General features: G+C 69.8%; 25 protein-coding genes and 1 pseudogene. 8 read left to right on the forward strand and 18 right to left on the reverse strand.

Translation table 11 applies throughout. From position 1 onward, the window contains the following. Positions 1 to 179: 179 nt before the first annotated feature. Positions 180 to 854 carry a L,D-transpeptidase gene (locus ABS772_RS06530; RefSeq protein WP_350393112.1) on the reverse strand — a complete coding sequence of 225 codons (675 nt, stop codon included), beginning with the start codon at positions 852 to 854 and terminating at the stop codon, positions 180 to 182. Positions 855 to 962: 108 nt separating this feature from the next. Between ABS772_RS06530 and ABS772_RS06535 the strand changes: the two genes are divergently transcribed. After that, entirely contained in the window at positions 963 to 1,466 is a 504-nt protein-coding gene (locus ABS772_RS06535) for a hypothetical protein (RefSeq protein WP_350393113.1), read from the forward strand. Positions 1,467 to 1,515: 49 nt separating this feature from the next. On the opposite strand, the gene ABS772_RS06540 is transcribed toward ABS772_RS06535, so the two are convergent. Next, positions 1,516 to 2,037, reverse strand: a complete 522-nt coding sequence (locus ABS772_RS06540; protein WP_350393115.1) for a response regulator — start codon at positions 2,035 to 2,037, stop codon at positions 1,516 to 1,518. A gap of 232 nt (positions 2,038 to 2,269) precedes the next feature. Continuing rightward, complete coding sequence (locus tag ABS772_RS06545; protein WP_350393116.1) at positions 2,270 to 3,415, reverse strand: transglycosylase SLT domain-containing protein; 1,146 nt, start codon at positions 3,413 to 3,415, stop codon at positions 2,270 to 2,272. A gap of 461 nt (positions 3,416 to 3,876) precedes the next feature. Here ABS772_RS06545 and ABS772_RS06550 point away from each other — a divergent pair, with 461 nt between their 5' ends. Beyond that, positions 3,877 to 5,553: a methyl-accepting chemotaxis protein gene (locus ABS772_RS06550; protein ID WP_350393146.1), complete on the forward strand. Its 1,677-nt coding sequence runs from the start codon at positions 3,877 to 3,879 to the stop codon at positions 5,551 to 5,553. A 159-nt stretch (positions 5,554 to 5,712) separates the two neighbouring features. Here ABS772_RS06550 and coaA read toward each other — a convergent pair whose 3' ends face one another. The 8 genes from coaA to hisB all read right to left on the reverse strand — a co-directional run bounded on the left by coaA (position 5,713) and on the right by hisB (position 11,008). Further along, on the reverse strand, positions 5,713 to 6,726 hold the full coding sequence (coaA, locus tag ABS772_RS06555; protein WP_238256676.1) for a type I pantothenate kinase: 1,014 nt from the start codon (positions 6,724 to 6,726) through the stop codon (positions 5,713 to 5,715). Next, positions 6,723 to 7,046: a phosphoribosyl-ATP diphosphatase gene (locus ABS772_RS06560; RefSeq protein ID WP_350393118.1), complete on the reverse strand. Its 324-nt coding sequence runs from the start codon at positions 7,044 to 7,046 to the stop codon at positions 6,723 to 6,725. The genes coaA and ABS772_RS06560 overlap by 4 nt, the downstream gene beginning before the upstream one ends. A gap of 120 nt (positions 7,047 to 7,166) precedes the next feature. Beyond that, positions 7,167 to 7,943, reverse strand: coding sequence for an imidazole glycerol phosphate synthase subunit HisF (gene hisF, locus ABS772_RS06565; protein WP_350393120.1), 777 nt, complete (start codon positions 7,941 to 7,943; stop codon positions 7,167 to 7,169). Positions 7,944 to 7,953: 10 nt separating this feature from the next. Next, positions 7,954 to 8,439 carry a DUF29 domain-containing protein gene (locus ABS772_RS06570; RefSeq protein WP_350393122.1) on the reverse strand — a complete coding sequence of 162 codons (486 nt, stop codon included), beginning with the start codon at positions 8,437 to 8,439 and terminating at the stop codon, positions 7,954 to 7,956. 23 nt (positions 8,440 to 8,462) lie between these two features. Continuing rightward, positions 8,463 to 9,209 carry a 1-(5-phosphoribosyl)-5-[(5-phosphoribosylamino)methylideneamino]imidazole-4-carboxamide isomerase gene (hisA, locus tag ABS772_RS06575; protein WP_238253517.1) on the reverse strand — a complete coding sequence of 249 codons (747 nt, stop codon included), beginning with the start codon at positions 9,207 to 9,209 and terminating at the stop codon, positions 8,463 to 8,465. A 41-nt stretch (positions 9,210 to 9,250) separates the two neighbouring features. Further along, positions 9,251 to 9,913: an imidazole glycerol phosphate synthase subunit HisH gene (gene hisH, locus ABS772_RS06580; protein WP_350393124.1), complete on the reverse strand. Its 663-nt coding sequence runs from the start codon at positions 9,911 to 9,913 to the stop codon at positions 9,251 to 9,253. After that, a complete protein-coding gene (locus ABS772_RS06585; RefSeq protein WP_350393126.1) occupies positions 9,910 to 10,398 on the reverse strand; it encodes a DUF2628 domain-containing protein in 489 nt (162 codons plus the stop codon). The genes hisH and ABS772_RS06585 overlap by 4 nt, the downstream gene beginning before the upstream one ends. Positions 10,399 to 10,420: 22 nt before the next feature. After that, positions 10,421 to 11,008: an imidazoleglycerol-phosphate dehydratase HisB gene (hisB, locus tag ABS772_RS06590; RefSeq protein ID WP_350393128.1), complete on the reverse strand. Its 588-nt coding sequence runs from the start codon at positions 11,006 to 11,008 to the stop codon at positions 10,421 to 10,423. Positions 11,009 to 11,199: 191 nt separating this feature from the next. Between hisB and ABS772_RS06595 the strand changes: the two genes are divergently transcribed. After that, positions 11,200 to 12,105 (forward strand): metallophosphoesterase, encoded by a 906-nt coding sequence (locus ABS772_RS06595; RefSeq protein ID WP_350393131.1) that lies wholly within the window; start codon positions 11,200 to 11,202, stop codon positions 12,103 to 12,105. A 35-nt stretch (positions 12,106 to 12,140) separates the two neighbouring features. Then, positions 12,141 to 12,404 (forward strand): YARHG domain-containing protein, encoded by a 264-nt coding sequence (locus tag ABS772_RS06600; protein ID WP_238253522.1) that lies wholly within the window; start codon positions 12,141 to 12,143, stop codon positions 12,402 to 12,404. A 92-nt stretch (positions 12,405 to 12,496) separates the two neighbouring features. On the opposite strand, the gene ABS772_RS06605 is transcribed toward ABS772_RS06600, so the two are convergent. The 4 genes from ABS772_RS06605 to petA all read right to left on the reverse strand — a co-directional run bounded on the left by ABS772_RS06605 (position 12,497) and on the right by petA (position 16,387). Next, entirely contained in the window at positions 12,497 to 13,372 is an 876-nt protein-coding gene (locus ABS772_RS06605) for an S-methyl-5'-thioadenosine phosphorylase (protein ID WP_350393133.1), read from the reverse strand. Positions 13,373 to 13,587: 215 nt separating this feature from the next. Beyond that, the gene (locus ABS772_RS06610) at positions 13,588 to 14,481 is read right to left on the reverse strand and encodes a cytochrome c1 (RefSeq protein ID WP_238256707.1); all 894 of its coding nucleotides are present in this window, start codon (positions 14,479 to 14,481) and stop codon (positions 13,588 to 13,590) included. Positions 14,482 to 14,502: 21 nt separating this feature from the next. Beyond that, entirely contained in the window at positions 14,503 to 15,795 is a 1,293-nt protein-coding gene (locus ABS772_RS06615; RefSeq protein ID WP_238256708.1) for a cytochrome b, read from the reverse strand. A gap of 34 nt (positions 15,796 to 15,829) precedes the next feature. Beyond that, positions 15,830 to 16,387 (reverse strand): ubiquinol-cytochrome c reductase iron-sulfur subunit, encoded by a 558-nt coding sequence (petA, locus tag ABS772_RS06620; protein WP_350393148.1) that lies wholly within the window; start codon positions 16,385 to 16,387, stop codon positions 15,830 to 15,832. A 370-nt stretch (positions 16,388 to 16,757) separates the two neighbouring features. Here petA and ABS772_RS06625 point away from each other — a divergent pair, with 370 nt between their 5' ends. Then, on the forward strand, positions 16,758 to 18,038 hold the full coding sequence (locus ABS772_RS06625; RefSeq protein WP_350393136.1) for an O-acetylhomoserine aminocarboxypropyltransferase: 1,281 nt from the start codon (positions 16,758 to 16,760) through the stop codon (positions 18,036 to 18,038). A gap of 3 nt (positions 18,039 to 18,041) precedes the next feature. On the opposite strand, the gene ABS772_RS06630 is transcribed toward ABS772_RS06625, so the two are convergent. From ABS772_RS06630 to ABS772_RS06640, 3 genes are all read right to left on the reverse strand, one after another. Then, positions 18,042 to 18,899 carry a formyltransferase family protein gene (locus tag ABS772_RS06630; RefSeq protein ID WP_350393137.1) on the reverse strand — a complete coding sequence of 286 codons (858 nt, stop codon included), beginning with the start codon at positions 18,897 to 18,899 and terminating at the stop codon, positions 18,042 to 18,044. Beyond that, positions 18,899 to 19,666, reverse strand: a complete 768-nt coding sequence (locus ABS772_RS06635) for an SDR family NAD(P)-dependent oxidoreductase (protein WP_350393138.1) — start codon at positions 19,664 to 19,666, stop codon at positions 18,899 to 18,901. The genes ABS772_RS06630 and ABS772_RS06635 overlap by 1 nt, the downstream gene beginning before the upstream one ends. A gap of 70 nt (positions 19,667 to 19,736) precedes the next feature. Next, positions 19,737 to 21,044, reverse strand: a complete 1,308-nt coding sequence (locus ABS772_RS06640) for a capsule biosynthesis protein (protein WP_350393140.1) — start codon at positions 21,042 to 21,044, stop codon at positions 19,737 to 19,739. A gap of 344 nt (positions 21,045 to 21,388) precedes the next feature. Here ABS772_RS06640 and ABS772_RS06645 point away from each other — a divergent pair, with 344 nt between their 5' ends. The 3 genes and pseudogenes from ABS772_RS06645 to ABS772_RS06655 form a co-directional block, all read left to right on the forward strand. Next, positions 21,389 to 23,341, forward strand: coding sequence for a capsular polysaccharide export protein, LipB/KpsS family (locus tag ABS772_RS06645; RefSeq protein WP_350393142.1), 1,953 nt, complete (start codon positions 21,389 to 21,391; stop codon positions 23,339 to 23,341). 7 nt (positions 23,342 to 23,348) lie between these two features. Then, complete coding sequence (locus tag ABS772_RS06650) at positions 23,349 to 24,845, forward strand: LTA synthase family protein (RefSeq protein ID WP_350393144.1); 1,497 nt, start codon at positions 23,349 to 23,351, stop codon at positions 24,843 to 24,845. Positions 24,846 to 25,027: 182 nt separating this feature from the next. Next, a pseudogene (locus tag ABS772_RS06655) lies at positions 25,028 to 25,196 on the forward strand (polysaccharide biosynthesis/export family protein); the annotation flags it as partial.

The following is a 25,196-nucleotide window of genomic DNA, read 5'->3' on the forward strand; positions in this document are numbered from 1 at the left end:
CCCCCCCCCCCCCCCCCCCCCCCCCCCCCCCCCCCCCCCCCCCCCCCCCCCCCCCCCGCCCCCCCCCCCCCCCCCCCCCCCCCCCCCCCCCCCCCCCGCGCGGCGCCCCCCCGCCCCCCCCCCGCCCGGGGGGCCCCCCCCCCCCCCGCCCCTTCTCAGACTTGCGGCGCGATCATTCGTCAGTTGACGATGACCGTGGCGCCGACCTTCACGCGGGAATAGAGGTCGGTGACGTCGTCATTGGTCATGCGGATGCAGCCCGACGACACCGCCTGACCGATCGTGTCCGGCTCGTTGGAGCCGTGGATCCGGTATTCGGAGCGGCCGATATACATCGCGCGGGCGCCGAGGGGGTTCTCGATGCCGCCGGCCATGTAGCGCGGCAGATCGGGGCGGCGGGCCAGCATCGCGGCCGGAGGCGTCCAGCTCGGCCACTCGCGCTTGGCGGTGATCTTGTTCACGCCGCTCCAGGTGAAGCCCGGACGCCCGACGCCGACGCCGTAGCGGACGGCCTGCCCGCCCGGGAGCACGTAGTAGAGCCGCCGCTCCGACGTGGAGACGACGATCGTGCCCGGCGCGTAGCGGGTGGCGTACGGCACGACTTCGCGGGGAATGCGGGCGACCTGGGCCTGCGCCGCCTCGGCCTCACCGTAGCCCTGCCCGTAGCCCTGGGCGCGGGAGTCGCGCTGCGTGGCGTAGGGGTCGTAGACCGGCCAGCCGCCCGGCGACGACTGCTCCTGATAATAGTCGTCACCATCGGAGCCGAACGGATCGTAGGGCGCGGCGCTGGCGACATTGGTCGCGAGAACACAGACGCCGACGGCGCCGGCGAGAACAGATGCCAGGGTCTTCATCGCAAGGGCCTACCTGTGCAGTAATCTTTGCCATTACAAGCGTGACTGTGCTTGCTGGGTTCCCGCCTGTTTACGGATTTTCCACGACCCGGCCGTGCGGCGGCTCACATGAGCTTGGCCGTATCGCCGTGGTTACTCCCAAATCGCCCGCGCAGTGGGGGCCCAGGTGCGCCGCGACACCGAACCGGCCGCCCAGGGAGACGACGGCGGGACGTGATGGCGATGGGCCTTCAGACCGAGGCAACGATCGACGGCGCGACACGGGTCAAGCGCCGCCGCGGGGGCACGACCTACACGCTCGATCTCAGTTGGACCGATGGCGGCGGTTTGAAGCGGAAAGTCGAGGAGGTCTCGGTCTCGCCGGCGCTCGCCGCGCAAATCATCGCCGACAACCACCTCGTCGTCGATCGGATACCGATCAAGTACATCCCCGGCGAAGCCGGTTCGCCGAAGCAGGACGAGAACATCATCGTTCTCGACGATACGGCCGATCAGGAAAAGACGGATGAGGAACTCGTCTATGCCGGCGCGGGCGCGGGCGTCCTAGGCCTGGCCGGCTCCGCCCTGTTCTTCCTGCCCCGGCGGCGTCGGCGCGACGCCGTCGCGGCCTGACTTCGATCCGGCGTCTCGGCCGAACGGCGCGCGGCCGGCCTTGCGCGGGTCAGCTCACCGGGGGCGAGGGGTCACGCGCGGCCCGCTCGGCCTCGACCAGCACGTCGAGGGCGCGCCACGGCTTCGGAATGAAGACCGCTCCCTCCGGCAAGGTCATGCCGGTCTCCGGCTCGACGCCGGAGGTCACGACCAGTCGGGTGCGGGGCCAGAGGGTGGCGATGGCACGGGCGAGCTGAAGCCCGTCCATGGCTCCCGCGAGGCGGATGTCGGCGAAGACGAGGGCGACGTCGCCGCCCCGCTCCCGCAGGACGCCCAGGGCACGCTCGGCGCTGTCGCAGCCGATCACCCGCATCTCCGTCTCTTCCAGCACGCTCTCGGCCAGTTCGCGGGTGTCGCGCTCGTCCTCGACCACGAGGGCGATGCGGGCATCCGGCCGCTCGGCTTTCTCGTTCTGGGACCGCTCGGCATGATCGACGCGCCGAACCAGGGCGGCGAGGTGATCGGGAATGCCTTCCGCCACGAGGTTGTCGTAGCAGGAGGCGAGCGCCTGTCCGATCTGATCGAGCTTCATGCCCGGCAGGAGGGGATCATCGGCGAATCCCCGCGGCGATCGATCTCGATACGAGTCGTTCAAGGCGAAACGATCCTCTCTCGCGCATCCGGGCGGCGAAGGACCTTTCGCGGAGCTCAAGGTCCGAGGCGCCGCACAGCACAACAAAGCGGGTGGGTGCCGCTCAGTTGCGTCGAACGGAGATTTTCACCGCCGCGGGGTCTGCCGCGCGGCGGGCGGCCGCACGCCTGCCCTACTGGGCCATCTCGGCATCGGCCAGGGTGACGAGGCCGGCCACGCTGCGCACGTCGCGATAGCGGTCGCCGCGGGTGCTCATCATCGCCTCGAACTTCTGGTGCACCTGGGCGACCGAGAGGCTGGCGGGCTTGCGGTGGCGGCCCCGCCCGGTGGTGCCGGCGAAGAAGATCGAGCGGTTGGCCCGGGCCGGGCCGGGCAGCAGGGCGGCGGCGGCGGCGGTGGGCTTGTCGACCACCTGGGACAGGAAGTTCTCGGCATCGTCCGGCCCGAGGAAGTGCGCGAGGTAGACCTCGCCCAGCGACAACTCGCGTCCGATCTTCAGGGCAATGCGCGCGGCGTCGCGCTTGAGCATCTCGCCGGCCATGACGGCCGAGAGGTAGGGGTCGCGGCGCAGGTCGAGGATGCGGGTGCGCTCGGACTGATCCTGGATCGACGGCTTGTCGTTGGAGTCCGGCACGACGAGCGCGGCCTCCTTCTCGTACCCGTATTTGGACCCGAAATCGCGCACGACGCCGAGCCAGGTGCGCTCGATGAACTGGAACAGCCCGGTGGCCGACGAGGTCTTGGCCTGGACCGCGGTGATGAAGCTCGACTCCTTGTCGGCCACCGCCATGAGCAGGACCGGATCGGTCTGGACCGCCTGGGCCGCCTTGACGATGGTCTGCACGAGGTGGCGGCGGATCTTCATCGGGCCGAATTCGAGGATGTCGTTCGGATCACCGGTCGAGGTCTGCGAGAGCAGGAAGTCGTAGGAGACGCGATCGACCGTGTTCGCGCCGAGCTCCGTGTCGAGATCGCCGATCGGATGGAAGCTCGACGAAGCCGCCAGCACGGAGGGAACCGGCGCTTCCGGCGCGAGCGCCTGGAGGCGCGGCTTGGGCATGGTCAGGTCGGAGACCTTGGTCGAGGCCTCGGCCCGGCCGAGATCGGTGCCGGCGTTGAGGAGGACCGCGCTCAGGCCTCCGGCCAGCAAGGTCATGGAGAGGATCGAGCGGACGAGCGCCGTGCGGCTGCCGTGGTCACGCCCGGTGCGGGAATTGAGGGTGATGACGTCGGAGGACGGGGCGGAACGTCCGCCCTTGCGAGAGGTGCTCGAAGCAACCTTGGTGGTCCGCGGCGATCCGATCGTACGGCCCTGCATCGTTGTCGTCGCTCACTCTTCGTGATGGCGCCAGCGGCGTATGGGCAACAGTTCGCCGCCGGATGTGGCGCAAACACGGCCGAGGTTGTGGCATCCCCAGGGCAAGCCGGGGCAATTTGCGGGCAAGCTGAGCCGTTTGGCGGGTTATCCCCGGAATTGTCCACGGGGCGAAGGGGAGGACCGGTCAGGAAGCGTCGCGACGGATGCGGAGAAATGACTTCGGGCGGCGATCTGGCCGGAAGGCAAACGGTGCCGCCCATGCCGCCGCACCGCGCTTCAACATGCATTATAGATCCATGCGGCGAAGCTTTCGCCCGGAATGATCATTATCGTTCTACACCCATCGACACGAATTATACGCAGCAGCACCCCGATCTCGACGCTCTGTGTGAATGTTAACTGAGTATATCGATCTGCAATCTACGGATATGGCCTCCATGTCGGGGTCTCACATGCCTAAGATGTCACTGAGCGTTCGAGCGTCACTCGGATGCCTTTTCGCAGCGATGCTCGTCGTCTCGATCCTGCAAGGCGCCGCGGCTTACTGGAAGATCAACAACATCTCGACAGTCACCGCCGGTCTTTTCGAGAATACCGTCCCCTCCATCAACGAAGCGCATTCCATCAACGCGCTGGTTCTGCGGACGCGGCTCTGGCAGTTTCGTTACATGACCGCGGAGGACGAGGCCGCTCGATCGCAGAGCAAGGACAAGATCATCGAGTTCGCCGGAGAACGGGACAAGAAGGTCGATGGATACCGGTCTCTGGTCTCGAGTGTTGAAGAGCAGAAGGTCTACGACGAGCTGAAAGCGAAGCTCGACATGCTGAGAAAGGACGGGGAACGCTTGCGCGCCTTCCCGGCCGATCGCCAGGACGAGGCCATGGCCTTCTTCCGTGGGCCCATGAACACCAACTACCTCGCCGTATCCGCCGCCGCGCGCACCCTCGTCGACATCAACAATGCGGCGAGCAAGCAGGCCGAGGCCGCGATCCGGGGCGAGCAGAGCTCCGCGATCCGGGCGACGCTGCTGATGCTCGGCGTCTCCGTCCTGATCACCGTCGGCGCGATGGCGTTCTGCCTCGTCGGTGTGTCGCGCCCGATCGAGCGGATGACCGGGGCGATGCGGCGCCTGGCCGACGGCGACGCGGCCTCGGAGATCCCCTATGGCGGCCGCCGCGACGAGATCGGCTCGATGGCGGGGGCCGTGCAGGTGTTCCGGGAGAACCTCGTCCGGACCCGCCAGCTCGAGGAGGAGACCGCGCTCGCCCGCGCCTCGGCGGAGGAGCAGCGGAAGGCCGGCATGCGCCAGATGGCGGACGGGTTCGAGGCCGCGGTCGGCGGCATCGTCGGCTCGGTCTCCTCGGCCGCGGGCGCGCTTCAGGTCACCGCCCAGGGCATGAGCGCCACCGCCGGACAGACCGCGGCGCAATCGAGCAGCGTGGCGGCGGCGGCGGCCCAGGCGGCCGCCAACGTCAACACGGTGGCGGCGGCGGCCGAAGAACTCGGCTCCTCCGTGGCCGAGATCGGCCGGCAGGTCTCGGGCTCCGCCGATCTGGCCCAGGCGGCGGTGGCGGAAGCCAACGCCACGGCCGGCCTCGTTCAAGATCTGGCGCAGGCGGCGAGCCGCATCGGCGACGTGGTCGCGCTCATCTCGCAGATCGCCGGCCAGACCAACCTCCTGGCGCTGAACGCCACCATCGAGGCGGCCCGTGCCGGCGAGGCGGGACGCGGCTTCGCGGTCGTGGCCACGGAGGTGAAGGCGCTGGCCGACCAGACCGCGCGCGCCACCGAGGAGATCTCGGCCCAGATCGGCCGGATCCAGGGCTCGACGGATCAGGCGGTCGGCGCCATCGGCGGCATCGGAGCGCGCATCCGCGAGATCGCCGGCGTCGCGGCCTCGATCGCGGCGGCGGTGGAGGAGCAGAGCGCGGCGACGCAGGAGATCGTCCGCAACGTCGCTCAGGCCTCCGCCGGCACCGGCGAGGTGACGACGAACATCGCGGGCGTGGCGGGCGCGGCCGAGGAGACGGGCGCGTCCGCGGCGCGGGTGCTGAGCTCGGCCTCCGAACTCTCGCGTCAGTCCGAGCACCTGTCGGCTGAAGTCCGGCACTTCCTCATGACCGTGCGCGCGGCCTGATCGCATACGGGCTGAGTTGGAAAGCGGCGCGGCGGCCCTCGCTCGACGAGCGGGGGCCGGACGTGCGTTGCGGCGTCGGCAACGAGATGGGCATCGACCGGCCGATGGTCCGAGACGGGCGGTGCGGAGGATCGATCGTCGTCCTCGACGCCCTCGGTCTCACAGCCGCCGCAGCGCCACGCTCTCGATGCGGTGGCTCGGCCCCTTGGCCAGGATCAGGCTGGCCCGCTGGCGGGTCGGCAGGATGTTGTCGCGCAGGTTCGGCAGGTTGATTGTGGTCCAGAGCCGGTCGGCGATGTCCAGGGCGTCGGCCTCCGTCACCTCGGCATACTTCCGGAAGTAGGAAAGCGGATCGCGGAAGGCGGTCTGGCGCAGGCGCAGGAAGCGGTTGACGTACCAGCGGTGCAGGTCGTCCTCGTGCCCGTCGAGATAGATCGAGAAGTCGAAGAAGTCGGAGACGAAGGGGATCGCGGTGCCGTCCCGCGGCAGGCGGGCGGGCTGGAGGACGTTGAGGCCCTCGACGATGAGGATGTCGGGCGACTCGATCACCTGCTCCTCGCCGGGCACCACGTCGTAGACGAGGTGGGAATAGACCGGCGCCGAGACCCGCTTGTGGCCGGCCTTGATGTCGGCGAGGAAGCGCAGCAGGGCGGCGCTGTCGTAGCTCTCCGGGAAGCCCTTCCGTTCCATCGCGTCCATGCGCTGCAGTTCGGCGTTGGGATGGAGGAAGCCGTCGGTCGTGATGAGATCGACCTTCGGCGTGTTGGGCCAGCGGGCGAGCAGGGCCTTCAGCACCCGCGCCGTCGTCGATTTGCCGACCGCCACCGAGCCGGCGAGCCCGATGATGTAGGGCACCTTGGCCTCGTGCTCGGCCAGCAGGAAGCGCTGCGTCGCCTTGAACAGCCCTTGCGTCGCCGCGACGTAGAGCGAGAGCAGCCGCGAGAGCGGCAGGTAGATCGCCACGACCTCCTCGATCGAGATCGGGTCGTTGAGGGATTGCAGCCGGCCGATATCCTCGGCGGTCAGCGTCAGCGGCGTGTCGGCGCGAAGCTGGGCCCATTCGTCGCGCGAAAAAATCCGGTAGGGCGAGAGGCGGCTCGGCCCCTGGCCGGTCACCGGGTTCTGGCGCTCCTCCGGTTCGATCCCGGCCGGCGGGATCGGGGCGCCGATCATGTATGCCTCCGGGCCGCCTTCTCGGCGAGGCCGCTCTGGGCCGTGCGACGGCCCAGCTCCGCCATCACCTCGTCGAGGGGTACGCCGACCGCCTTCAGGGTCACGACCAGATGGTAGAGGACGTCGGCCGCCTCCGACACGAGCGCCTTGCGGTCCCCCTGCACCGCGGCGATGGCGGCCTCGACCGCCTCCTCGCCGAGCTTCTTGGCCGCCTTGGCCGGGCCCTCGGAGAGGAGTTTGGCGGTGTAGGACGTCTCGGGAGGGGTGCCGGCCCGGCTGTCCACGAGGGCGGCGAGGTCGTCGAGGCTGAACTTCGTCATAAGGTGCGCAAACGGAACCCGTACCATGCGGCATCGCATGATCGGATACCGGCGCTCCGGACCCTGCGCAGGCGCAGGCCCCCGGTCAAGGGGCGCGGGCACGCGCCCACGGGTTACCCGTTACGGATCGAGCCGCATCGCAAGTCCCGCGGCGGCCATGTGGCTCTTGGCCTCGCCGATCGTGGCTTCCCCGAAATGGAAGATCGAGGCGGCGAGCACCGCGCTGGCACCGCCGTCGCGGACGCCCGCCACGAGGTCGTCGAGCCCGCCGACGCCGCCGGAGGCGATCACCGGCACCTTCACCGCGTCGGCGATGGCGCGGGTGAGCGCGAGGTCGTAGCCGGAGCGGGTGCCGTCCTTGTCCATGGAGGTGACGAGGAGTTCGCCGGCCCCGCGCTCGGAGACTTTTCGGGCGAACTCGACCGCGTCGATGCCGGTCGGGTTGCGGCCGCCATGCGTGAAGATCTCCCAGCGCGCCGTCTCACCGGGCGCGGAGACGCGCTTGGCGTCGATCGCCACGACGATGCACTGGTCGCCGAACTTTTCGGCCGCCTCGGCGACGAAGTCGGGGTTCTTCACCGCAGCCGTGTTGATGCCGACCTTGTCGGCGCCCGCGAGCAGCAGCGTGCGGACATCGGCCACGGTGCGCACGCCGCCGCCGACGGTGAGCGGCATGAAGCAGGCTTCCGCCGTCCGGCTCACCACGTCGAGCAGGGTGCCGCGGTCCTCGTGGCTCGCGGTGATGTCGAGGAAGCAGAGTTCGTCGGCGCCGGCGGCGTCGTAGGCCTTGGCGGATTCGACCGGATCGCCGGCATCGCGCAGTTCGAGGAACTGCACGCCCTTCACGACGCGTCCGTCCTTCACGTCGAGGCAGGGGATGATGCGGGTCTTGAGCACGAAAGGACTTTCAGGTGTTCGGGTCGTCGGCGTCGATGGGGAAGGGCCGCGACCGGATCTCTTCCGGAGAATAGGGACAGGTCTCGGGGAAGCGCCTCAGGGGAAGCCGCGTCTCCTTCGATGCGCCGAGGCGGGAGCCTTGATAAGCGCGCTCCAGGGCCTCGTCCAAGCGCCCTTTGAGACCTGGATTGTCCTTGAGGATGAACTCCGCCTCTTTTCGCTGCGCCGCGATCGAGATCGCCCAGCTTCGAGTCTTCTTGTCCGGCTGATGATCGAACTTGAGCATGTGCAGGAGGATCACCCGCCACGCGCTGACGAGGCTGTTGAACTCGCTGCGTCCCAAGCTCTCGATCTCCTCCGCCAGATTCGCGAGGTCGAGGCCCGAGAAATCCCCGGCCCGCAGGCGCGCGCCTTGCTCCTGGGTCCAGGTGTAGAAGTCGTCCTCGTAGGCAGTGCCGTCCCGAGTCTGCACCGCAGCAGCCTTCACCGCACTCATGCGAGCCTCCTGCCCGCACCATATCACGAAGTCGCGGCCCCTTTGGAGCGGGCGATCGCGGCGAGCGCCTCCTTCGGGTCGATGCGGCCGTCGTAGAGGGCGCGGCCGGTGATGGCGCCGGCGAGCACGGCGCAATCCGGCTCCAGCAGGCGCTCGACATCCGCCATCGAGGCGAGGCCGCCCGAGGCGATGACGGGAATGCTGACGGCCGAGGCCAAAGCCAGCGTCATCTCGATGTTAAGGCCCTTCAGGATGCCGTCGCGGGCGATGTCGGTGTAGATGATGGCGGCGACGCCCGCATCCTCGAAGCGGCGCCCGAGTTCCTCCGCCGTCATGCTGGAGGTCTGGGCCCAGCCCTCGACCGCGACCCGTCCGTCCTTGGCGTCGATGCCGACGGCGATGCGCCCCGGATGGAGGCGGGCCGCCTCGCGCACGAAAGCGGGATCGCGCACCGCCGCGGTGCCGATGATGACGCGGCTCACGCCCTTCTCCAGCCAGCCCTCGAGGGTGCGCATCTCGCGCACGCCGCCGCCGAGCTGCACCGGCAGGCTCACGCGGGCGAGGATCGCGTCGACGGCCGCGGCGTTGCGCGGCGCGCCGGCGAAGGCACCGTCGAGATCGACCACGTGAAGCCAGGAGAAGCCCTGCATCTCGAAGGCTTCGGCCTGCGCCGCCGGATCGTCGTTGAAGACCTTGGCCTGGGCCATGTCGCCCTGAACGAGGCGGACGCAGCGCCCTTCCTTGAGGTCGATGGCCGGATACAGGATCACGCGTGGACTCGCCGGGTCGGTGTGTCGGAAAGCGGGCGCCCTCAGGGGCGCCAGCGCAGGAAGTTGCCGAGAAGGGCGAGGCCGAGGCGCTGGCTCTTCTCGGGGTGGAACTGGGTGCCGGCGACGTTGTCGTGCGCGACCATCGCCGTGACCGGGCCGCCATACTCGGCATGGGCGACCACGTCCGCCGACTCCGCGGCCCGCAGCGCGAAGCTGTGGACGAAGTAGGCGTGGAGCCCACCCTCCCCGGTCTCGATGTCGCGCAGCAGGGCGTGCTCGCGGTCGAGATGCAGGGTGTTCCAGCCCATATGCGGAATCTTGAGGGAAGGGTCGGCCGGCTCGATCGGGGCGACGTCGCCGGGAATCCAGTTCAGCCCCGCGGTCTCCTCGTATTCGAGGCCGCGGCTCGCCATGAGCTGCATGCCGACGCAGATGCCGAGGAACGGCTTGCCCTGCGCCTTGACGGCCTCCGTCATCGCCTCGACCATGCCGGGCACCGCGTCGAGGCCGCGGCGGCAATCGGCGTAGGCGCCGACGCCCGGCAGCACCACGCGGTCGGCCGCCGCCACCGCCTCCGGCACGTCGGTGACGACGATGCGGGTGCCGTCGAGCCCGGCCTCGCGGGCCGCGCGCTCGAAGGCCTTGGCCGCCGAGTGGAGGTTGCCCGATCCGTAATCGATGATCGCGACGGTCTGCTCGCTCACCGTCCACCCTCGCTCGCGGGGAAAAGGCCGATCACCGCGTCGTCGCCGCGGCGATGCGCCGGGCGGGTCGCGCCCGTCGGGATGACGCTCGGCACCGACTCGGCGTCGAGCCAGCGGGCGGCGACCTTCAACTCGGCCTCCTCCTGCGAGCCCGCGATCACCGCGTCGCGGGCGGGCTTGCCCCGGCGGCCGTAGGTCCAGCGGCGCAGACTCGAGGCTTCCATGCCGACCAACAGGCTGGCCAGCCCGGTGACGACCAGCGCCGCGAAGGGCGGAAGGCCGAGCGCCCGGCCCGCGAGCGCGAGCCCGACGAGCCCCACCAGAACGAGGAGCGCGGCGAGCCAGAGGCGATGGCGCAGGAACCAGAGCACCGTGAAGGCGAAGGCGCCCCAGGAGAAGCCGTCGCGCACGAGATGCGCCTGTTCCAGCGCGCGGGGGTCACCGCGAAGCGCGCCCTCGGGAACGTGCAGCGTGTAGGTCCGCATCCTCGCTCCTCCTCAACCGGTCTCAGAGCGATCCCTTGGTGGAGGGAACGCGGCCATCCTCACGCGGGTCGATGGCGACGGCCTTCCGCAAGGCCCGGGCCAGCCCCTTGAAGACGCTCTCAGAGATGTGGTGCGCGTTCTCGCCGTAGAGCGTCTCGACATGCAGCGTGATGCCGGCATTCATCGCGAAGGCCTGGAAGAATTCCCGCACCAGCTCGGTGTCGAACTGCCCGATCTTCTCGACACGGAAGCTCGTGCGGAACACCAGGAACGGCCGGCCGGAGATGTCGATCGCGATGCGGCTCAGCGTCTCGTCCATCGGCAGGTGGATGTCGGCGTAGCGGGCGATGCCGCGCTTGTCGCCGAGCGCCTTGGCGACCGCCTGGCCGAGCGCGATGCCGGTATCCTCGGTGGTGTGGTGCTGATCGACGTGGAGGTCGCCCTCGACCTTGATCGTCACGTCGAACAGGCCGTGGCGGGCGAACAGCTCCAGCATGTGGTCGAGGAAGCCGACACCGGTCGCGATCTCGGCCTTGCCGGTGCCGTCGAGAGCGATCGAGACGGAAACGTCGGTCTCCGCCGTGCGGCGGCTGATGCTGGCTGTACGCATCGCGTGCTGGATGTCTGATCCTGGAACGGTCGGCGGGCCTCAGCGGCCGGCCGGGCCTGCCTTGTAGTGTGGAATGACCCTGCGGGGGAAGGGTTTTGGCACTCGGCCCCGTCATGAACCGAAGCGTGCGTCATTCAACGGTCATGCGGTGGCGCCAGCCTGCCGCCCTTGCCCGGCCGACAGGAGCCGCCATGTTGTCCCGCCGTTCCGTCCTCGCCGCCAGCGCCGCGCTTCTCGCCGGCACGGCCGGAGCCGCGGATGGAAGGCTGCGCTTCGGCGTCATCGCCGACCCGCAATATGCCGAGGCGCCGCCCAACCTCACCCTCGGCCGGTACTACGCCAACAGCCTCGACAAGATGCGCGCCGCGGTCGCCGCCCTGAACGGGGAGGACCTGCGCTTCGTCGTGACGCTCGGCGACATCATCGACCGCGACGTGGCGAGCTACGACAAAATCCTGCCGATCTACCGGACGCTCCGCCACGAGACCCGCTTCGTGCTCGGCAACCACGATTTCGATCTGGCCCCCGAGCATCTCGAACGGGTGCCGGGTCTGCTCGGCATGGCGGCCCCCTATTACGACTTCGCGGTCGCCGGCATCCGCTTCGTCGTGCTCGACGGCAACGACGTCTCGCTGTTCGCCCCGCCGCCGGACGATCCGCGCCGGAAGCTGGCCGCGGAGCGCCTCGAGCAGGCCAAGGCGGCGGGCCTCGTCAACGCCAAGCCCTGGAACGGGTCCCTCGGCGACGCGCAATTCGCGTGGCTGGAGCGGAGCCTGCACGCCGCGCGGGAGGCCGGCGAGCGGGTCGTCGTGCTCAATCACTACCCGGTCGCGCCCGACAACCCGCACAATCTCTGGGACGCGAGCCGGCTCACCGGCCTGCTCGCGCGCCAGCCGCACGTCCTCGCCTACTTCAACGGCCACAATCATGCGGGCAACTACGCCGAGCGCGACGGAATCCACTACGTCAACTTCCACGGCATGGTAGACACGCCGGACAGCTCGGCCTTTGCCGTGGTGGAGATCACGGGCGACCGCCTGGAGATCCAAGGGTTCGGTCGCGAACCGAGCCGCTCGCTCACCCTCAAACCCGCCTGAGGACGCCCGTGCTCCGGCGGATCGGAGCCTGACTCATGCGTTTCGCCGCCGCCGCCCTTCTCGTGTCGATCACGGCCTCGCCCGCGCTCGCGGCCTACCCTTGCGACGAGCTGTGGGGCGAGCGCAACGCGATCTACAAGGATGCCGGCTACTGCTTCCGCACCGAGCGCGCGATCCGCGCCTTCGGCAATGCCGGCTGCAAGTACGACGAGCTGGCCGACGTACCCCTCTCCGCCCGTCAGCGCGCCGACATCGCCGACATCCAGCGCCAGGAACGCGCCAACGGCTGCGCGCGCTAATTTTCTTCGAGGTTCTCCCCCTCTCCCCGCGTGCGGGGAGAGGGGGGACGCAACGTGAGTCGGTCTGGCACGACAGTCCGACGGAGCAGCCTTCAGTCCCGCAGCACCCGCCCGGCCACGGCATCGAGCTTCGCCAAAAGCTCCGGATCGCGGTGGGCGGGCGCGGTCATGATCGCGCCGTCCAGCGCCCGGTGCGAGCCCGCGGGGCAGTCCTCGCGCTCGGCCGGAAAGTCGCGGGCGACGCGGGCGACGAGTTGCGCGGCCTTGCCGGCATTGGCGCGGGCCACGGCGACCACGGAGGCCACGTCCACGCTGTCGTGGCTCGGATGCCAGCAATCGTAGTCCGTCACCATGGCGATGGTGGCGTAGGTGATCTCGGCCTCGCGGGCGAGCTTGGCCTCGGGCATGTTGGTCATGCCGATCACGTCGAAATTGGCGGCCTTGTAGTGCTTGGATTCGCCGAGCGTGGAGAATTGCGGCCCTTCCATGCAGACATAGGTGCCGCCCCGGTGCACCGAGATCCCCTCGGCCTCCGCCGCGGCGGCGATGCGCTTCTGCAGCAGCGGCCCGACCGGATGGGCGAAGGACACGTGGGCGACGCAGCCGTTGCCGAAGAACGAGGTCGCACGGCCGAAGGTGCGGTCCACGAACTGATCGACCAGCACGAACAGGCCCGGATGCAGCTCGTTGCGGAACGAGCCGCAGGCGGAGAGCGAGACGATGTCGGTCACCCCCGCCCGCTTCAGCACGTCGATGTTGGCGCGGTAGTTGATGCCGGTGGGCGAGAAGCGGTGGCCGCGCCCGTGGCGGGCCAGGAACACCACCTTGGTCTGCCCGATGCGGCCGATGCGCAGCGCGTCGGAGGGTTCGCCCCAGGGCGAGGCGATCGTCTCCTCGCGGACATCCTCCAGGCCGGGCAGATCGTAGACGCCCGAGCCGCCGATCACGCCGAGTACCGCTGCCGTCATGCAAGAATCCTCGTGGTGTCGCCGCGTGATGTCGCCGAAGCCTCGACGCGCCGGCCGCGCGATCCTCGCGTGCGACGAACGTAGTTCTCGGCGATGACGTTTTGATTGTGCCGGGATCGGCTCGTCCGGCGATGGAAAATCCTTACCGCAGGCCTTGCCCGAGACGCAAACGGGCCCGCGAGGGGCCCGTTCGTCCGTTCAACCGGTGCGGTCGATCAGTAGGTCTTGTGCAGCTCCGGCTGCAGGCCGTGCACCTCGCCGCCGACCTTCTTCCAGATCTGCTTCTTCACGTAATAAAGCAGCCCGGCCAGCACGATGAGGAACAGGATCACGCGGAATCCCAGCGCCTTGCGGGCCATCATGTGCGGCTCGGCCGCCCAGGCCATGAAGGCCGACACGTCGCGCGAGTACTGCTCGACCGTCTCGGGGACGACCGGCTCGCCCTTGTCGTTCTTCGCGTAGGTGATCTGCCCCTCGCTGAGGGGGTTCGGCATCGCGATCACGTGGCCGGGATAGTACTTGTTGTAGTAGCCGCTGCCCGGCATCTCGAAGCCCTTCGGGGGCTCCTCGTAGCCGTTCAGGAGCGCGTGGATGTAATCGACGCCCTGCTCGGAATACCCGGTGAAGGGCAGCGCGTCGAAGACGAACCACGGGAAGCCGCGCTCGTAGGTGCGAGCCTTGGCGAGGACCGAGAAGTCCGGAGGCGCCTTGCCGCCGTTGGCCGCGGCCGCCGCCTTGTCGTTCGGGAAGGGCGGCGGGAAGCGGTCCGCCGGGCGGGCGGGACGCTCGACCTCTTCGCCCGAGTCGTTCAGTTCCTTGACGTTGTAGGTCGCGGCGAGCGCCTTGACCTGCCCCTCGGTGAAGCCGGGGCCGCCGGCCTCCGCCAGGTTGCGGAAGGCGACGAGGCGCATGGAATGGCAGTTGGCGCAGACTTCCTTGTAGACCTGGAAGCCGCGCTGGAGCTGCGCCTGGTCGAACCGGCCGAACATGCCGGCGAAGCTCCACTTCTCCCGCGGCGGGTTGGTGCCGTGTCCGTCCTCGGCCAGGGCCGAGCCGGCACCGAGGGAGGCCGCGAGCAGGGCCGCGGCGGCGAGGCGTGCGATGCGCATCGTTGTTCTCTCCCTCGGGCCTTAGGCGCGCTTGGCCGGTTCGGCCGCCGCACCGACGGGCATGCCGGATCCGCTCACCTGCTTGCCCGGACCGGTCACGGTCTCGAGGATCGAGCCCGGCAGGCGGTCAGGCGTCTCGAACAGGCCGACCAGCGGCATGACGAGGAGGAAGTGGGCGAAGTAGTAGATGGTGCAGATCCGCGAGGCGAGAACGTAGCCGCCCTCCGGGGGCTTGGCGCCGAGCCAGCCGAGGATGATGGCGTTGACCAGGAACACCCAGAAGAACACCCGGTAGACCGGACGGTAGTTGCAGGAGCGGACCCGCGAGGTGTCGAGCCACGGCGCGAAGGCCAGGATCAGCACCGCGCCGAACATCAGGATGACGCCGCCGAGCTTGTCCGGCACCGCGCGCAGGATCGCGTAGAAGGGCAGGAAGTACCATTCCGGCACGATGTGCGCGGGCGTCACCGACGGGTTGGCCGGGACGTAGTTGTCGGCGTGGCCGAGATAGTTCGGCTGGTAGAAGATGAACCACGCGAACAGGATCATGAACACCACCACCGCGAACACGTCCTTGACGGTCGCGTAGGGGGTGAACGGCACGGCATCCTTGCTCGACTTGATCGGGATGCCGGCCGGGTTGTTCTGACCCGTCACGTGCAGCGCCCAGACGTGCAGAACGACGACGCCGGCGATCATCCACGGCAGCAGGAAGTGCAGCGAGAAGAAGCGGTTGATGGTCGGGTTGCCGACCGAGTAGCCGCCCCAGAGCAGGCTCTGGATCGTGTCGCCGACGACCGGGATCGCCGCCAGGATGTTGGTGATGACGGTGGCGCCCCAGAAGCTCATTTGGCCCCACGGCAGGGTGTAGCCGAGGAAGGCGGTGGCCATCATCAGGAGGTAGATGATGACGCCGAGCAGGTAGAGCACCTCGCGCGGGGCCTTGTAGGACCCGTAATAGAGGTTGCGGAAGATGTGGACGTAGACCGCCACGAAGAACATCGACGCGCCGTTGGCGTGCGCGTAGCGCAAGAGCCAGCCGTAGTTCACGTCGCGCATGATGTGCTCGACGCTCTCGAACGCGTTGCCCGCGCTCGGATCGTAGTGCATCGCCAGCCAGACGCCGGTGATGATCTGGATGCCGAGGAAGGCGATCAGGATCGCGCCGAAGGTCCAGAAGTAGTTGAGGTTACGCGGAACCGGGAAGGCGATGAAGGACGAGTGCACCAGCCCGACCAGCGGCAGCCGTGACTCGAACCACTTCGCGAGGCGGCTCTTGGGTACGTAGGTCGAGGTCGCGTGTGCGCTGCTCATCGGTTTGCCCGCTCCGGCTTCTCGTGTCCTGTTGTCAGGCGGCCGCCTTGCCGCCCTCTTCGCCGATCTTGATCTTCGTATCGGTCTCGAAAGCGTAGGGCGGAATCGGCAGGTTGGTCGGCGCCGGCCCTCGGCGCACGCGGCCGACCGCATCGAACTGCGAGCCGTGGCAGGGGCAGGACCAGCCCTCGTAACTGCCGGAATGCCCGATCGGCACGCAGCCGAGATGGGTGCAGTTGCCGTAGCTCACGAGCCACTGATCGTGGCCCTTCTTCACCCGAGACTCGAAGGAGGCGGGATCGATCATGTCGGAGAGGGGCACGGCCTTCATGTCCGTGACTTCCTTCTCCGTCAGCTTGCGCACGAAGATCAGCTTGCCGCGCCAGAACACGTTGACGATTTGCCCGTCCTGGATCGGGCTGAGGTCCACGTCGAGCGGCGCGCCAGCCGCGATCGTCGCGGCGTCGGGCGCCATGGAGGCGACGAAGGGCCACGCCACGGCGGCCGTTCCCACGGCCAGACCCGCACCGGTGGCGAGGAACAGAAAATCGCGCTTGGTGCCCTGAGGGCCAGCGGTTGCTTCGGTGGCCATGGTGTCTGCCAAGGTGCAACTCTCCCGTCAGCCGTCGCACGGAGCCTCTCCAGCCACGCCGCGGGCTCTGGCGCCCGTGCATACCTTGGAGGCTTTCGAATTCGAAATCTGGCGCAACGGCAGACACCATTGCGCCGCGGCAATCAATGCGACCGTGGGTCACCGGATTGCCGTTTTATTTCCTGCGCGGCTCTCTGACATGCCAGATGCGAACATGTCCAGACTGCCGCGCTTGATCGCCGTACGGCACCGCAACGATCCCCATTGATCGTTACCGCGAGGCACCATCTTGCATGAGGACGCATGCGGCCGCCGCGCTTGCACCGCCGAAGAGCGCAGGCGTAAACGACGGGTCTTGAGGAGTTTTTCGATGACCGACCGCCAGCCCGGCTTCAACACCCTCGCGATCCACGCCGGCGCGACCCCCGACCCGGCCACCGGCGCGCGGGCGACGCCGATCTATCAGACGACGAGCTTCGTCTTCGACGACGTCGATCACGCCGCTTCGCTGTTCGGGCTCCAGGCCTTCGGCAACATCTACACCCGCATCACCAACCCGACGAACGCGGTGCTGGAGGAGCGCATCGCCGCACTGGAGGGCGGCACCGCGGCGCTCGCCGTCGCCTCGGGCCACGCCGCCGAGTTCCTGACGCTCCACGCGCTGATGCAGCCGGGCGACGAGTTCGTGGCGGCCAACAAGCTCTACGGCGGCTCGATCAATCAGTTCAATCACTCCTACAAGAACTTCGGCTGGCAGGTGGTCTGGGCCGACACCGACGATCCCGACTCCTTCGAGCGCGCCATCACGCCGCGCACCAAGGCGATCTTCTGCGAGTCCATCGCCAATCCGGGCGGCGTCATCACCGACATCGCCGCGCTCTCGGTGATCGCCAAGCGCCACAACATCCCGCTCATCGTCGACAACACGATGGCGACGCCGTACCTGATCAAGCCGTTCGAGCACGGTGCCGACATCGTCGTGCACTCGGCCACCAAGTTTCTGGGCGGCCACGGCAATTCGATCGGCGGCCTCATCGTCGACGGCGGCACCTTCCCCTGGCAGGGGGACGAACGCTACCCGATGCTGTCGCAGCCGCGACCGGAATATGCCGGCATGGTGCTGGCCGAGACCTTCGGCAATTTCGGCTTCGCCATCGCCGTGCGGGTGCTGTCCCTGCGCGATCTCGGCCCGGCGCTCTCGCCGTTCAACGCCTTCCTGATCCTCAACGGCATCGAGACGCTGCCGCTGCGGATGCAGCGCCACTCCGACAACGCCCTGAAGGTGGCGACCTTCCTCAAGGACCACGGGCAGGTCGATTGGGTGAGCTATCCGGGGCTGGAGAGCGACCGCTACCACGCGCTGGCCCAGCGCTACACACCCAAGGGCGCGGGTGCGGTCTTCACCTTTGGCCTCAAGGGCGGCTACGAGGCCGGCGTCAAGCTGGTCTCGAACCTCCAGCTCTTCAGCCACCTCGCCAATATCGGCGACACCCGCTCGCTGGTGATCCACCCCGCCTCGACCACGCACCGCCAGCTCACCGACGAGCAGAAGCGGGCCGCGGGCGCGGGTCCGGAGGTGGTGCGCCTCTCGATCGGTATCGAGGACCCGCAGGATCTGATCGACGATCTCGACGCCGCCCTGCGCGCGTGAGCGTCACGCCCTGCGGGACAGCGTCAGCGCGTCCCGCAGATCCCGCGCGTCGGTGAGGAGCCGACCCTCACGGCGCATCCGCGCCAGCAGTGCCCGGTCGGGGAAGCCGCGATAGGGCAGGACCGGAGCCGTTCGGCCCGGTGGGATCGCCCCCTCGGCGGCGATCTCGCCGAGAACGCGATCCAGAAGGATGCGGCCGTGCTCATGCAGCCGCACGGCGGCGCGGGTGGCCGTCGTGTCGGCCGGCAGCGCCACGGCCTCCTGCGCCAGGATCGCCCCGGCATCGATCGCGGCGGCGAGGCGGTGGATGGTAACGCCGAACGCGGCCCCTCCGTCGGCGAGGGCGTGGATCGTCGGTACGGGGCCGCGATGGAGCGGCAGCAGGCTCGGATGCAGGTTGATCCCGCCGAGCCGTGCCCGCCCGAGCGTCGCCTCGGAGAAGATCTGGTCGAAGTGGAAGGCGACGATCAGGTCGGGCGCGTGCGCCGCGAAGGCCCGGGCCACCGCCTCGCCGTTCACGTCATCGACGCGCAGGGCCGGGAGATCGAGCTGCCGGCAGAGGGCGGCGAGCGGGGTCGCTTCGGGCGTCCCGGCGCTGCCGGAGAGGCGCTGCGCGACGGGCGCGAGCGGGCGCAGCAGGTCCGGCAGCCCGAAATTGACGCCGAGATAGGGGAGGAAGCCGGCCCCCGACCGAGCAAGATGGCGCCGCACCTGGCCGATCAGGCCGCCGGTCGCGGGCCGCTCGGCGTTCGAGAGCCCGACGAAGGCGATGGTTTCCGCGTGATCCGCCACGAAGCGGCGCACGGCGCGGGCGTTCGGCAGCGCCTCCAGGGCGAACAGGGCGATCCGGGGCGGCGGCATCAGCGCCGTCGCCGGTTGCGGAAGCGGAAGCCGTGCAGACCGGCGCTGCGCAGCCATTCCGGCACCAGCAGCGCGCCGCGGGCGAGCGCGGCGAGGATCGCGGGAAAGGCGATCACGTCCCGGTCCTGCTCCAGCCCGCGGGCGATGCGGGCGGCGGCCTCGTCCGCGCTCATCTCAAGAGGGCGCCAGCCCTTGATGACCCCGCCCATCGGCGTCTTGACGTAGCCCGGCGTCACCACGCTGACGCGCACGCCGAGCGGCTTCAGCTTCTGCCGCAGGGCGAGGCCGTGGGCGAGGAGCGCCGCCTTCGCGCCGCTATAGGCCGGCGCGTCGGGCAGGGGCGCGTAGGCCGCGAGCGAGGAGATCAGCGCGATCTGGCCGCGGCCGCGGCCGCTCATCAGGGTCACGCAGGGCAGCATCACGTTGAGTGCGCCGGTGAGGTTGATGTCCGCCGTCTCGAAGGCCGTCGCCTCGGTCTCCAAATCACCGGACGGGTGCCCTCCGTTCACCGCCGCGTTGACGATGACGAGATCGAGGGGGCTCGCCGCGTCGGTCTCGCGGATCCAGGCGCCGAGCGCCTCCCGCTCGCGCACGTCGATCAGCCGCGTGCGCACCTCGGCGCCCCGTCCCCGGCAGTCCTGCGCCACCGCCTCCAGCCGTTCCCGATCGCGGCCCGTGAGCACGAGGCGCGCCCCCGTCGCCGCGTAGAAGCGCGCGAGGGCCGCGCCGATGCCGCTGGAGGCGCCGGTGATGAGGATGACGGGCAAGGAGACTGATCTTTCCGCGAGAAGCCGGGTCCCGGCCGAAGGAAACTGGACCCGCTTCGAAGGCCGGCGGTCAATAGGCCGGCGAGAGACTTCCGTCGCGGCCGGCCCGTTCCAGGGTGTCGCGGGCGGCGGCGAGGGAGGCGGGCGGCAGCGCCGCCTCCAGGCGCGGAACGGCGCCGGCCACGGCCCGCTCGATCGCCGAGCGCGAGAAGTAGCCGCCGTTGATCTGGGTCCGGTGCATGACGACCCGGAAGAAATCTTGCACCAGCGACCCGTCCGGCGCCTTCGGGTCGTGCCAGAAGGTGTCGATGTCGCCCTGATGGGTCAGGCCCGGCATGTTGTAGACCGCCGAGCCGAAGGCCAGGGTCGGCCGCCCGCGCTCGAGGGCGAGCATCCCGACGGTGGAGTTCACCAGCACGACGCCGCGGCTGCCGTCGATGAGCTTCGTGAGGTCGCCGCCGTCGATGAAGTCGAGCCGGTCGTTGCAGCCGTGGCGCTTGGCCGACTGGCGGGCGCGCTTGCGCCAGTTCATGATGCCGCTGTCGAGCGGGTGCAGCTTCACCAGGAGCCGCGTCGGCGCCTGGGAATTCTTGGCGAAGGAGGCGATCACCCGGTCCATGAAGCCCTCGACGCCGAGGAAGGGCGAGTGGACGCGGATCTGGTAGTCGCTGTCGAGCTGGAGCGGCAGCAGGAAATAGTCGGCGTTGATCGCGTGGTAGATTTCGGTCACCCGCGCCGCCTCGCGGCGGGTGCGGCGGCGGCGCACGAACTTCCTGATCCAGCCGGCATATTCGGCCGCGATATGGTTCGGCCGGTGCGTGCGGAACCCCGGATAGAGGTAGGGGAAGCCGATATTGGCGATGTTGAAGCCGATATCCCACAGGCTGCGCCGGGCCATGTCCCCGGTGAGCGGCATCGCCCGTCCGGGCTGCGGCAGCCTGCGGGCAAGTTCCCGGATCTCCTCCGCCCGCTTGGGCAGGGTCGAGTTGCCGTTCACGCCGCCCGCCTCGCAGGTGATCCAGTAGGGCCGGACATAGCCCTCCTCGAACACGTGGATGCGCACGCCCATCGGCTTGGCGACGAGCACCGCGGCCTGATGGTAGGGACGGCAATCGCCGAACAGCACGATGTCGGTGACGGCATGCGTGCGGATATAGGCTTCGAGATAGGCCTCCCAGCCTTCGCGCCTGCCGCGGTAGTGGTCCGCGGGATGGGGCCAGAACAGCCAGTCGCCGGCGGAGAAGTTGATCCGGCGGACGCCGTGGCCGCGCTCGCGCAGGGCCGCACCGAGGACGGAGAAGAACGGGGAGGCGATCCCCTGCAGGAACAGGAACGTGGCGCCGTGGCGACCTATGGCATGGGCACGAGGCTGCGACATTCCCAGGCGCTCAATCCCTAGTCGTGAAGCGATCTGCGTTGCGCTTTCCGGCCGAAGGCCTCCCACGGCAGACCCGCGAACGACAACCGTTGCGCGATGACACCGAGAGGATTTTCCGTCTCCGTTGCCGATCGATCACGCAGCCCCTGCGACGATCGGACGGTGATCCTCTCGCGCCAGATTGCGGCTCCGATGTGTCCGGTCGAAATCCATCCCCTGAAAAATGCTTCGCGCAGGCCGATGCCGGCCGTTTCGCCGGAGGTGAGACTCGGACATCAGATGCGGCCCATGCTCGGACCGGCCTGGGCCGCGACCACCGCTTGGGCTATGGAGCGGGCCTCGACATGATCGACCTGCGCCACATCGAGCCGCACGGGGATACCGGGCTGCCCCGCTCCTTCCTGCCGCTCGGGCGGGCGGTCCGGCATCTGCGCGCGCAGATCGAGGCGGCGACGGGAGCCGCGCTCACCTTCCGCTCGCCCGGCCCGCCGGCCCTGTGGTCCGCGGCCGGCGCGGCGGACGGCAGGGCGATCCTGCGGGTGTCGCCCGGCCCCCTCCTCAGCCCCTACGACACGCCCGAGACCGGCCTGTCGAGCCTGCGGATCCGCTACGGCGGCCGCCCTGTCGGCGGAGAGCCGCCCTCGCCGGATCTCGGCGACCTCCTGCGCGCACGCGGGCTGTCGGGCGCCAACCGATTTCCCCGCGGCATCGCGCACGCCGCGCTGACCGCCTTTGCCGGGGAATCGCCGCCCGACCTCGCGCTGGTCGATCCGGAGACCGCCGCGTCGCGCTCCGCCCTGCACGCCTTCCTGACACGGCTACTTGCGGCGAATCCGCGGACGCGCTTCGTCGCCGCCGGCCCCGAGGGCTGCCCGCGGGATGGTCTGCCCGTCGATCCGCGGCTCGCGGTGATCGCGGCCCCGGCCGATCCCTGGTCGCTGCTTCCCCTCGCCGGGCGCATCCACGTGGCGCGCTGGGACGCGGCCTGCGAAGCGGCTTCGGCCGGCTTCGCGCCCCTGTGCCCGGATCCCGCCGCGGGTCCGCTTCCGGCGGACGAGGCGGCGTTCCTGGCGCTCGGCTACGGCGCGGGCGTGCACGGCTTCGATCCCTGGACCCGGCGGCCGATCCCGCTCGCGGAGGCGGCGGAGCGGGTGGCGTGGCTGCGCGACCGCTTTCTCGGCAACGACCGCCGCGTCGTCCTCGTCGGCGTCTCCGGGTGGAAGCGGGACGCGCTCGACGTCTTCGCGACCGGGCCGGCGGGATCGCCCCTCCACACCATGACGGCGGCGGAGGCAGTGACGCTCGCCCGCAGCCACGGCGGCCGGGTCCAGGCCTGGGCGACCCGCTGCCCGGAGCAGCTCCCGCGCCTCTGCGCCGAGGCCGGCCTGCCCTTCGCGCGGATCGAGGACGGATTCCTGCGCTCCGTCGGGCTCGGCGCCAGCCTGCAGCCCGGCGCCTCCATCGTCGTGGACGACCTCGGCATCTACTACGACCCGCGGGTCGAAAGCCGGCTGGCCCGCACGCTGAAGGAGGCCGAGTTCCCGTCCGGGCTGACCGCCCGCGCGGCCGCCTTACGCGAATCGATCGTGGCGCGGCGCCTGAGCAAGTACAATGTCGGCCTGGCGGCGATGGGCGAGGATTGGCCGACCGACCGACGGATCGTACTGGTGCCGGGGCAGGTCGAGGACGACGCCTCGGTGCTGACTGGCTCGCCGCAGGTGCGCGGCAACCTCGCCCTTCTGCAGGCGGCCCGCGCCCGCAACCCGGACGCCTTCCTGCTCTACAAGCCGCATCCCGATGTCGAGGCCGGGTTCCGGCCGGGCGCGATCCCGGACGACGCCGTGCGGCGCCTCGCCGACCGCGTGGTCGGCGGCCTCTCCATCGTCGACCTTCTCGACCGCTGCCACCATGTCGAGACCATGACCTCGCTGGCGGGGTTCGAGGCGCTGATCCGTGGCCTGACCGTCGCCGTCCACGGCCGTCCCTTCTACGCCGGCTGGGGCCTCACCGAGGATCTGGCACCTGGTGCCGGGCGCGGCCGCACGCTGTCCCTCGACGAACTGGTGGCGGGCGCGCTGATCCTCTACCCGCTCTACCTCGATCCGGTGGCGATGAAGCCCTGCACGCCGGAGCACCTGCTCGACCGGCTCAGCGAAGCCCGGGCCGCCGCCGGCCCCTCGCGGCTTGCCTTGGGCGCGGCGCGCCACGCGACGATGCGGCTGCGCTACGCCGTGATCAACCCGATCCTGCGCCGCCTGCGCGCCCGCCGCGGCGTGCGCAGCGAATCCGGCCGCTGACGACGGCATGAGCCTCTCGACCCTTCTCGTTCCGCTGGAGGTCGCGCTGGTCGTCTCGCTCTTGGGCGCCTTCGCCATCGAGGCCGCGGCCTCGCCGCGCCCCCCGAGCCTCCGTCCGCGGGACCTGGCGATCCGGGCGGCCGGCTACGCCCTGATCACGCTGTTCTGGTTCCAGTTCTCGTGGCGGCCCTGGCTCGCCGCGTCGTCTTGCCTGCTGACGCTCGCCATCCTCGCGGTGGTGGACCGGCTGAAGCGCAAGGTCATCGGCGAGCCGGTGGTGTTCAGCGACCTCGCCCTGCTCGCCCAGGTGCCGCGCCACCCTCAGCTCTACTACACTCTCCCGCTGACCGACCTCCGGATCGCCGGGCCGCTGCTCATCGGCCTTGCCACGGTCGTCGCGTGGTACGTCCTGGAACCGGCAGCCCTGCCGGACACGGCGGTCGCGTCGCTGCTCGCGATCCTCGGACTGCCGGCCGGGCTGGCGGCTCTCGCCTTCGCGGGGCTGACCCGGCCCGGACAAAAGATCCTGCGCCGGCTCTTCCCGCGGCCGGACCTCGCCCGCGACGTCGCGCGCTACGGCCTCGTCGCGACCATGATGGGCTACGCCCTGCGCCGTCTCGGCGAGGAACACGCGCGGTCCCCGCTGAACACCGGAGGCGATTCCGACGACGAGGTCGTCGTGGTCGTCCAGCTCGAATCCTTCCTCGACCCGGCCCGGCTCGGAGGACCGGATCTTCCGCTCATGGCGCGGATCCGGGCGCAAGCGGCGCAGTACGGCCGCCTCGCGGTCCCCGCGCACGGCGCCTACACCATGCGCGCCGAGCACGCCGTGCTCACCGGCCTCGACCCCGACCTCCTCGGCTTCGGCCGCTACGACCCCTATCTCGCCCGCAAGGGCGAGGAGCCGTCGAGCCTCGCCCGGCTCGCCCGCGCCGCCGGGTTCGCGACGGTGTTCGTCCATCCGTTCCACCGCGACTTCTTCGACCGGGCCCGGGTGTTTCGGAGCCTCGGCTTCGACCGCCTCGTCATGGAGGAGGATTTTGCCGGCGCGCCCCGCATCGGCCCCTACATCGCCGACGTCGCGGTCGCCGAGCGCATCCTCGCGGAGGTGGCGCCGGTTGGAGGCCATGCCCCCGGAGGACGCACCTTCGTCTTCTGCGTCACCATGGAGAATCACGGCCCCTGGAAGCCGGGCCGCCTCGCCGGGATCGACGACCCGCTGGCGCAGTATCTTCACCACGTCGCGCATACCGGCGCGGCGGTGGAGCGGCTAGTCGACGGGCTCGCCGGCCGCCGGGCGACGCTCTGCGTGTTCGGCGACCATGCCCCGTCGCTGCCGGAGTGCCGCCCCCCCGCCTCCGGCCCGGTCGCGACGGACTACGCCCTGTTCCGGTTTGGTCGCGACGACACCCCGTCGCCCGCCCGGATCGACCTCACCGCGGCACAGCTGGGCTGTGTCCTGCGGGACGCCGTCTTCCCGAAACGGACGGGATTGGGGGGATAAGCGTGGCCGTGCCACGGTGGTGACGCATTGCTGCGTGAGCGCTCGCCGGCCATCGGCGCATCGTACGCGTCAATCAAGAGTCAGGCCGGGGCCGGTATTCAATGGTTCGCAGTGATTGCGCGGCTATCGGGAGGGGGACGGACGTGACCAAACGGTCCACCCCGGCCCGGATGGAGTCTTCCATGAAAAGCGCTGCCGCCCTGGCGATCCTCGCGGGCTCCCTTGCCGTGTCGGGATGCTCGGTCCTGCCGGCGGCCGGGCCGACCACCTCGGCGATCGAGAGCGGCGCCGACATCGCCACCGCCGAGGGCCTGTTCGCCCGCTACGAGATCATCGACGTCACCCCCGCCA

The organism is Methylorubrum podarium (assembly GCF_040270385.1).
Taxonomy (GTDB): domain Bacteria; phylum Pseudomonadota; class Alphaproteobacteria; order Rhizobiales; family Beijerinckiaceae; genus Methylobacterium; species Methylobacterium podarium.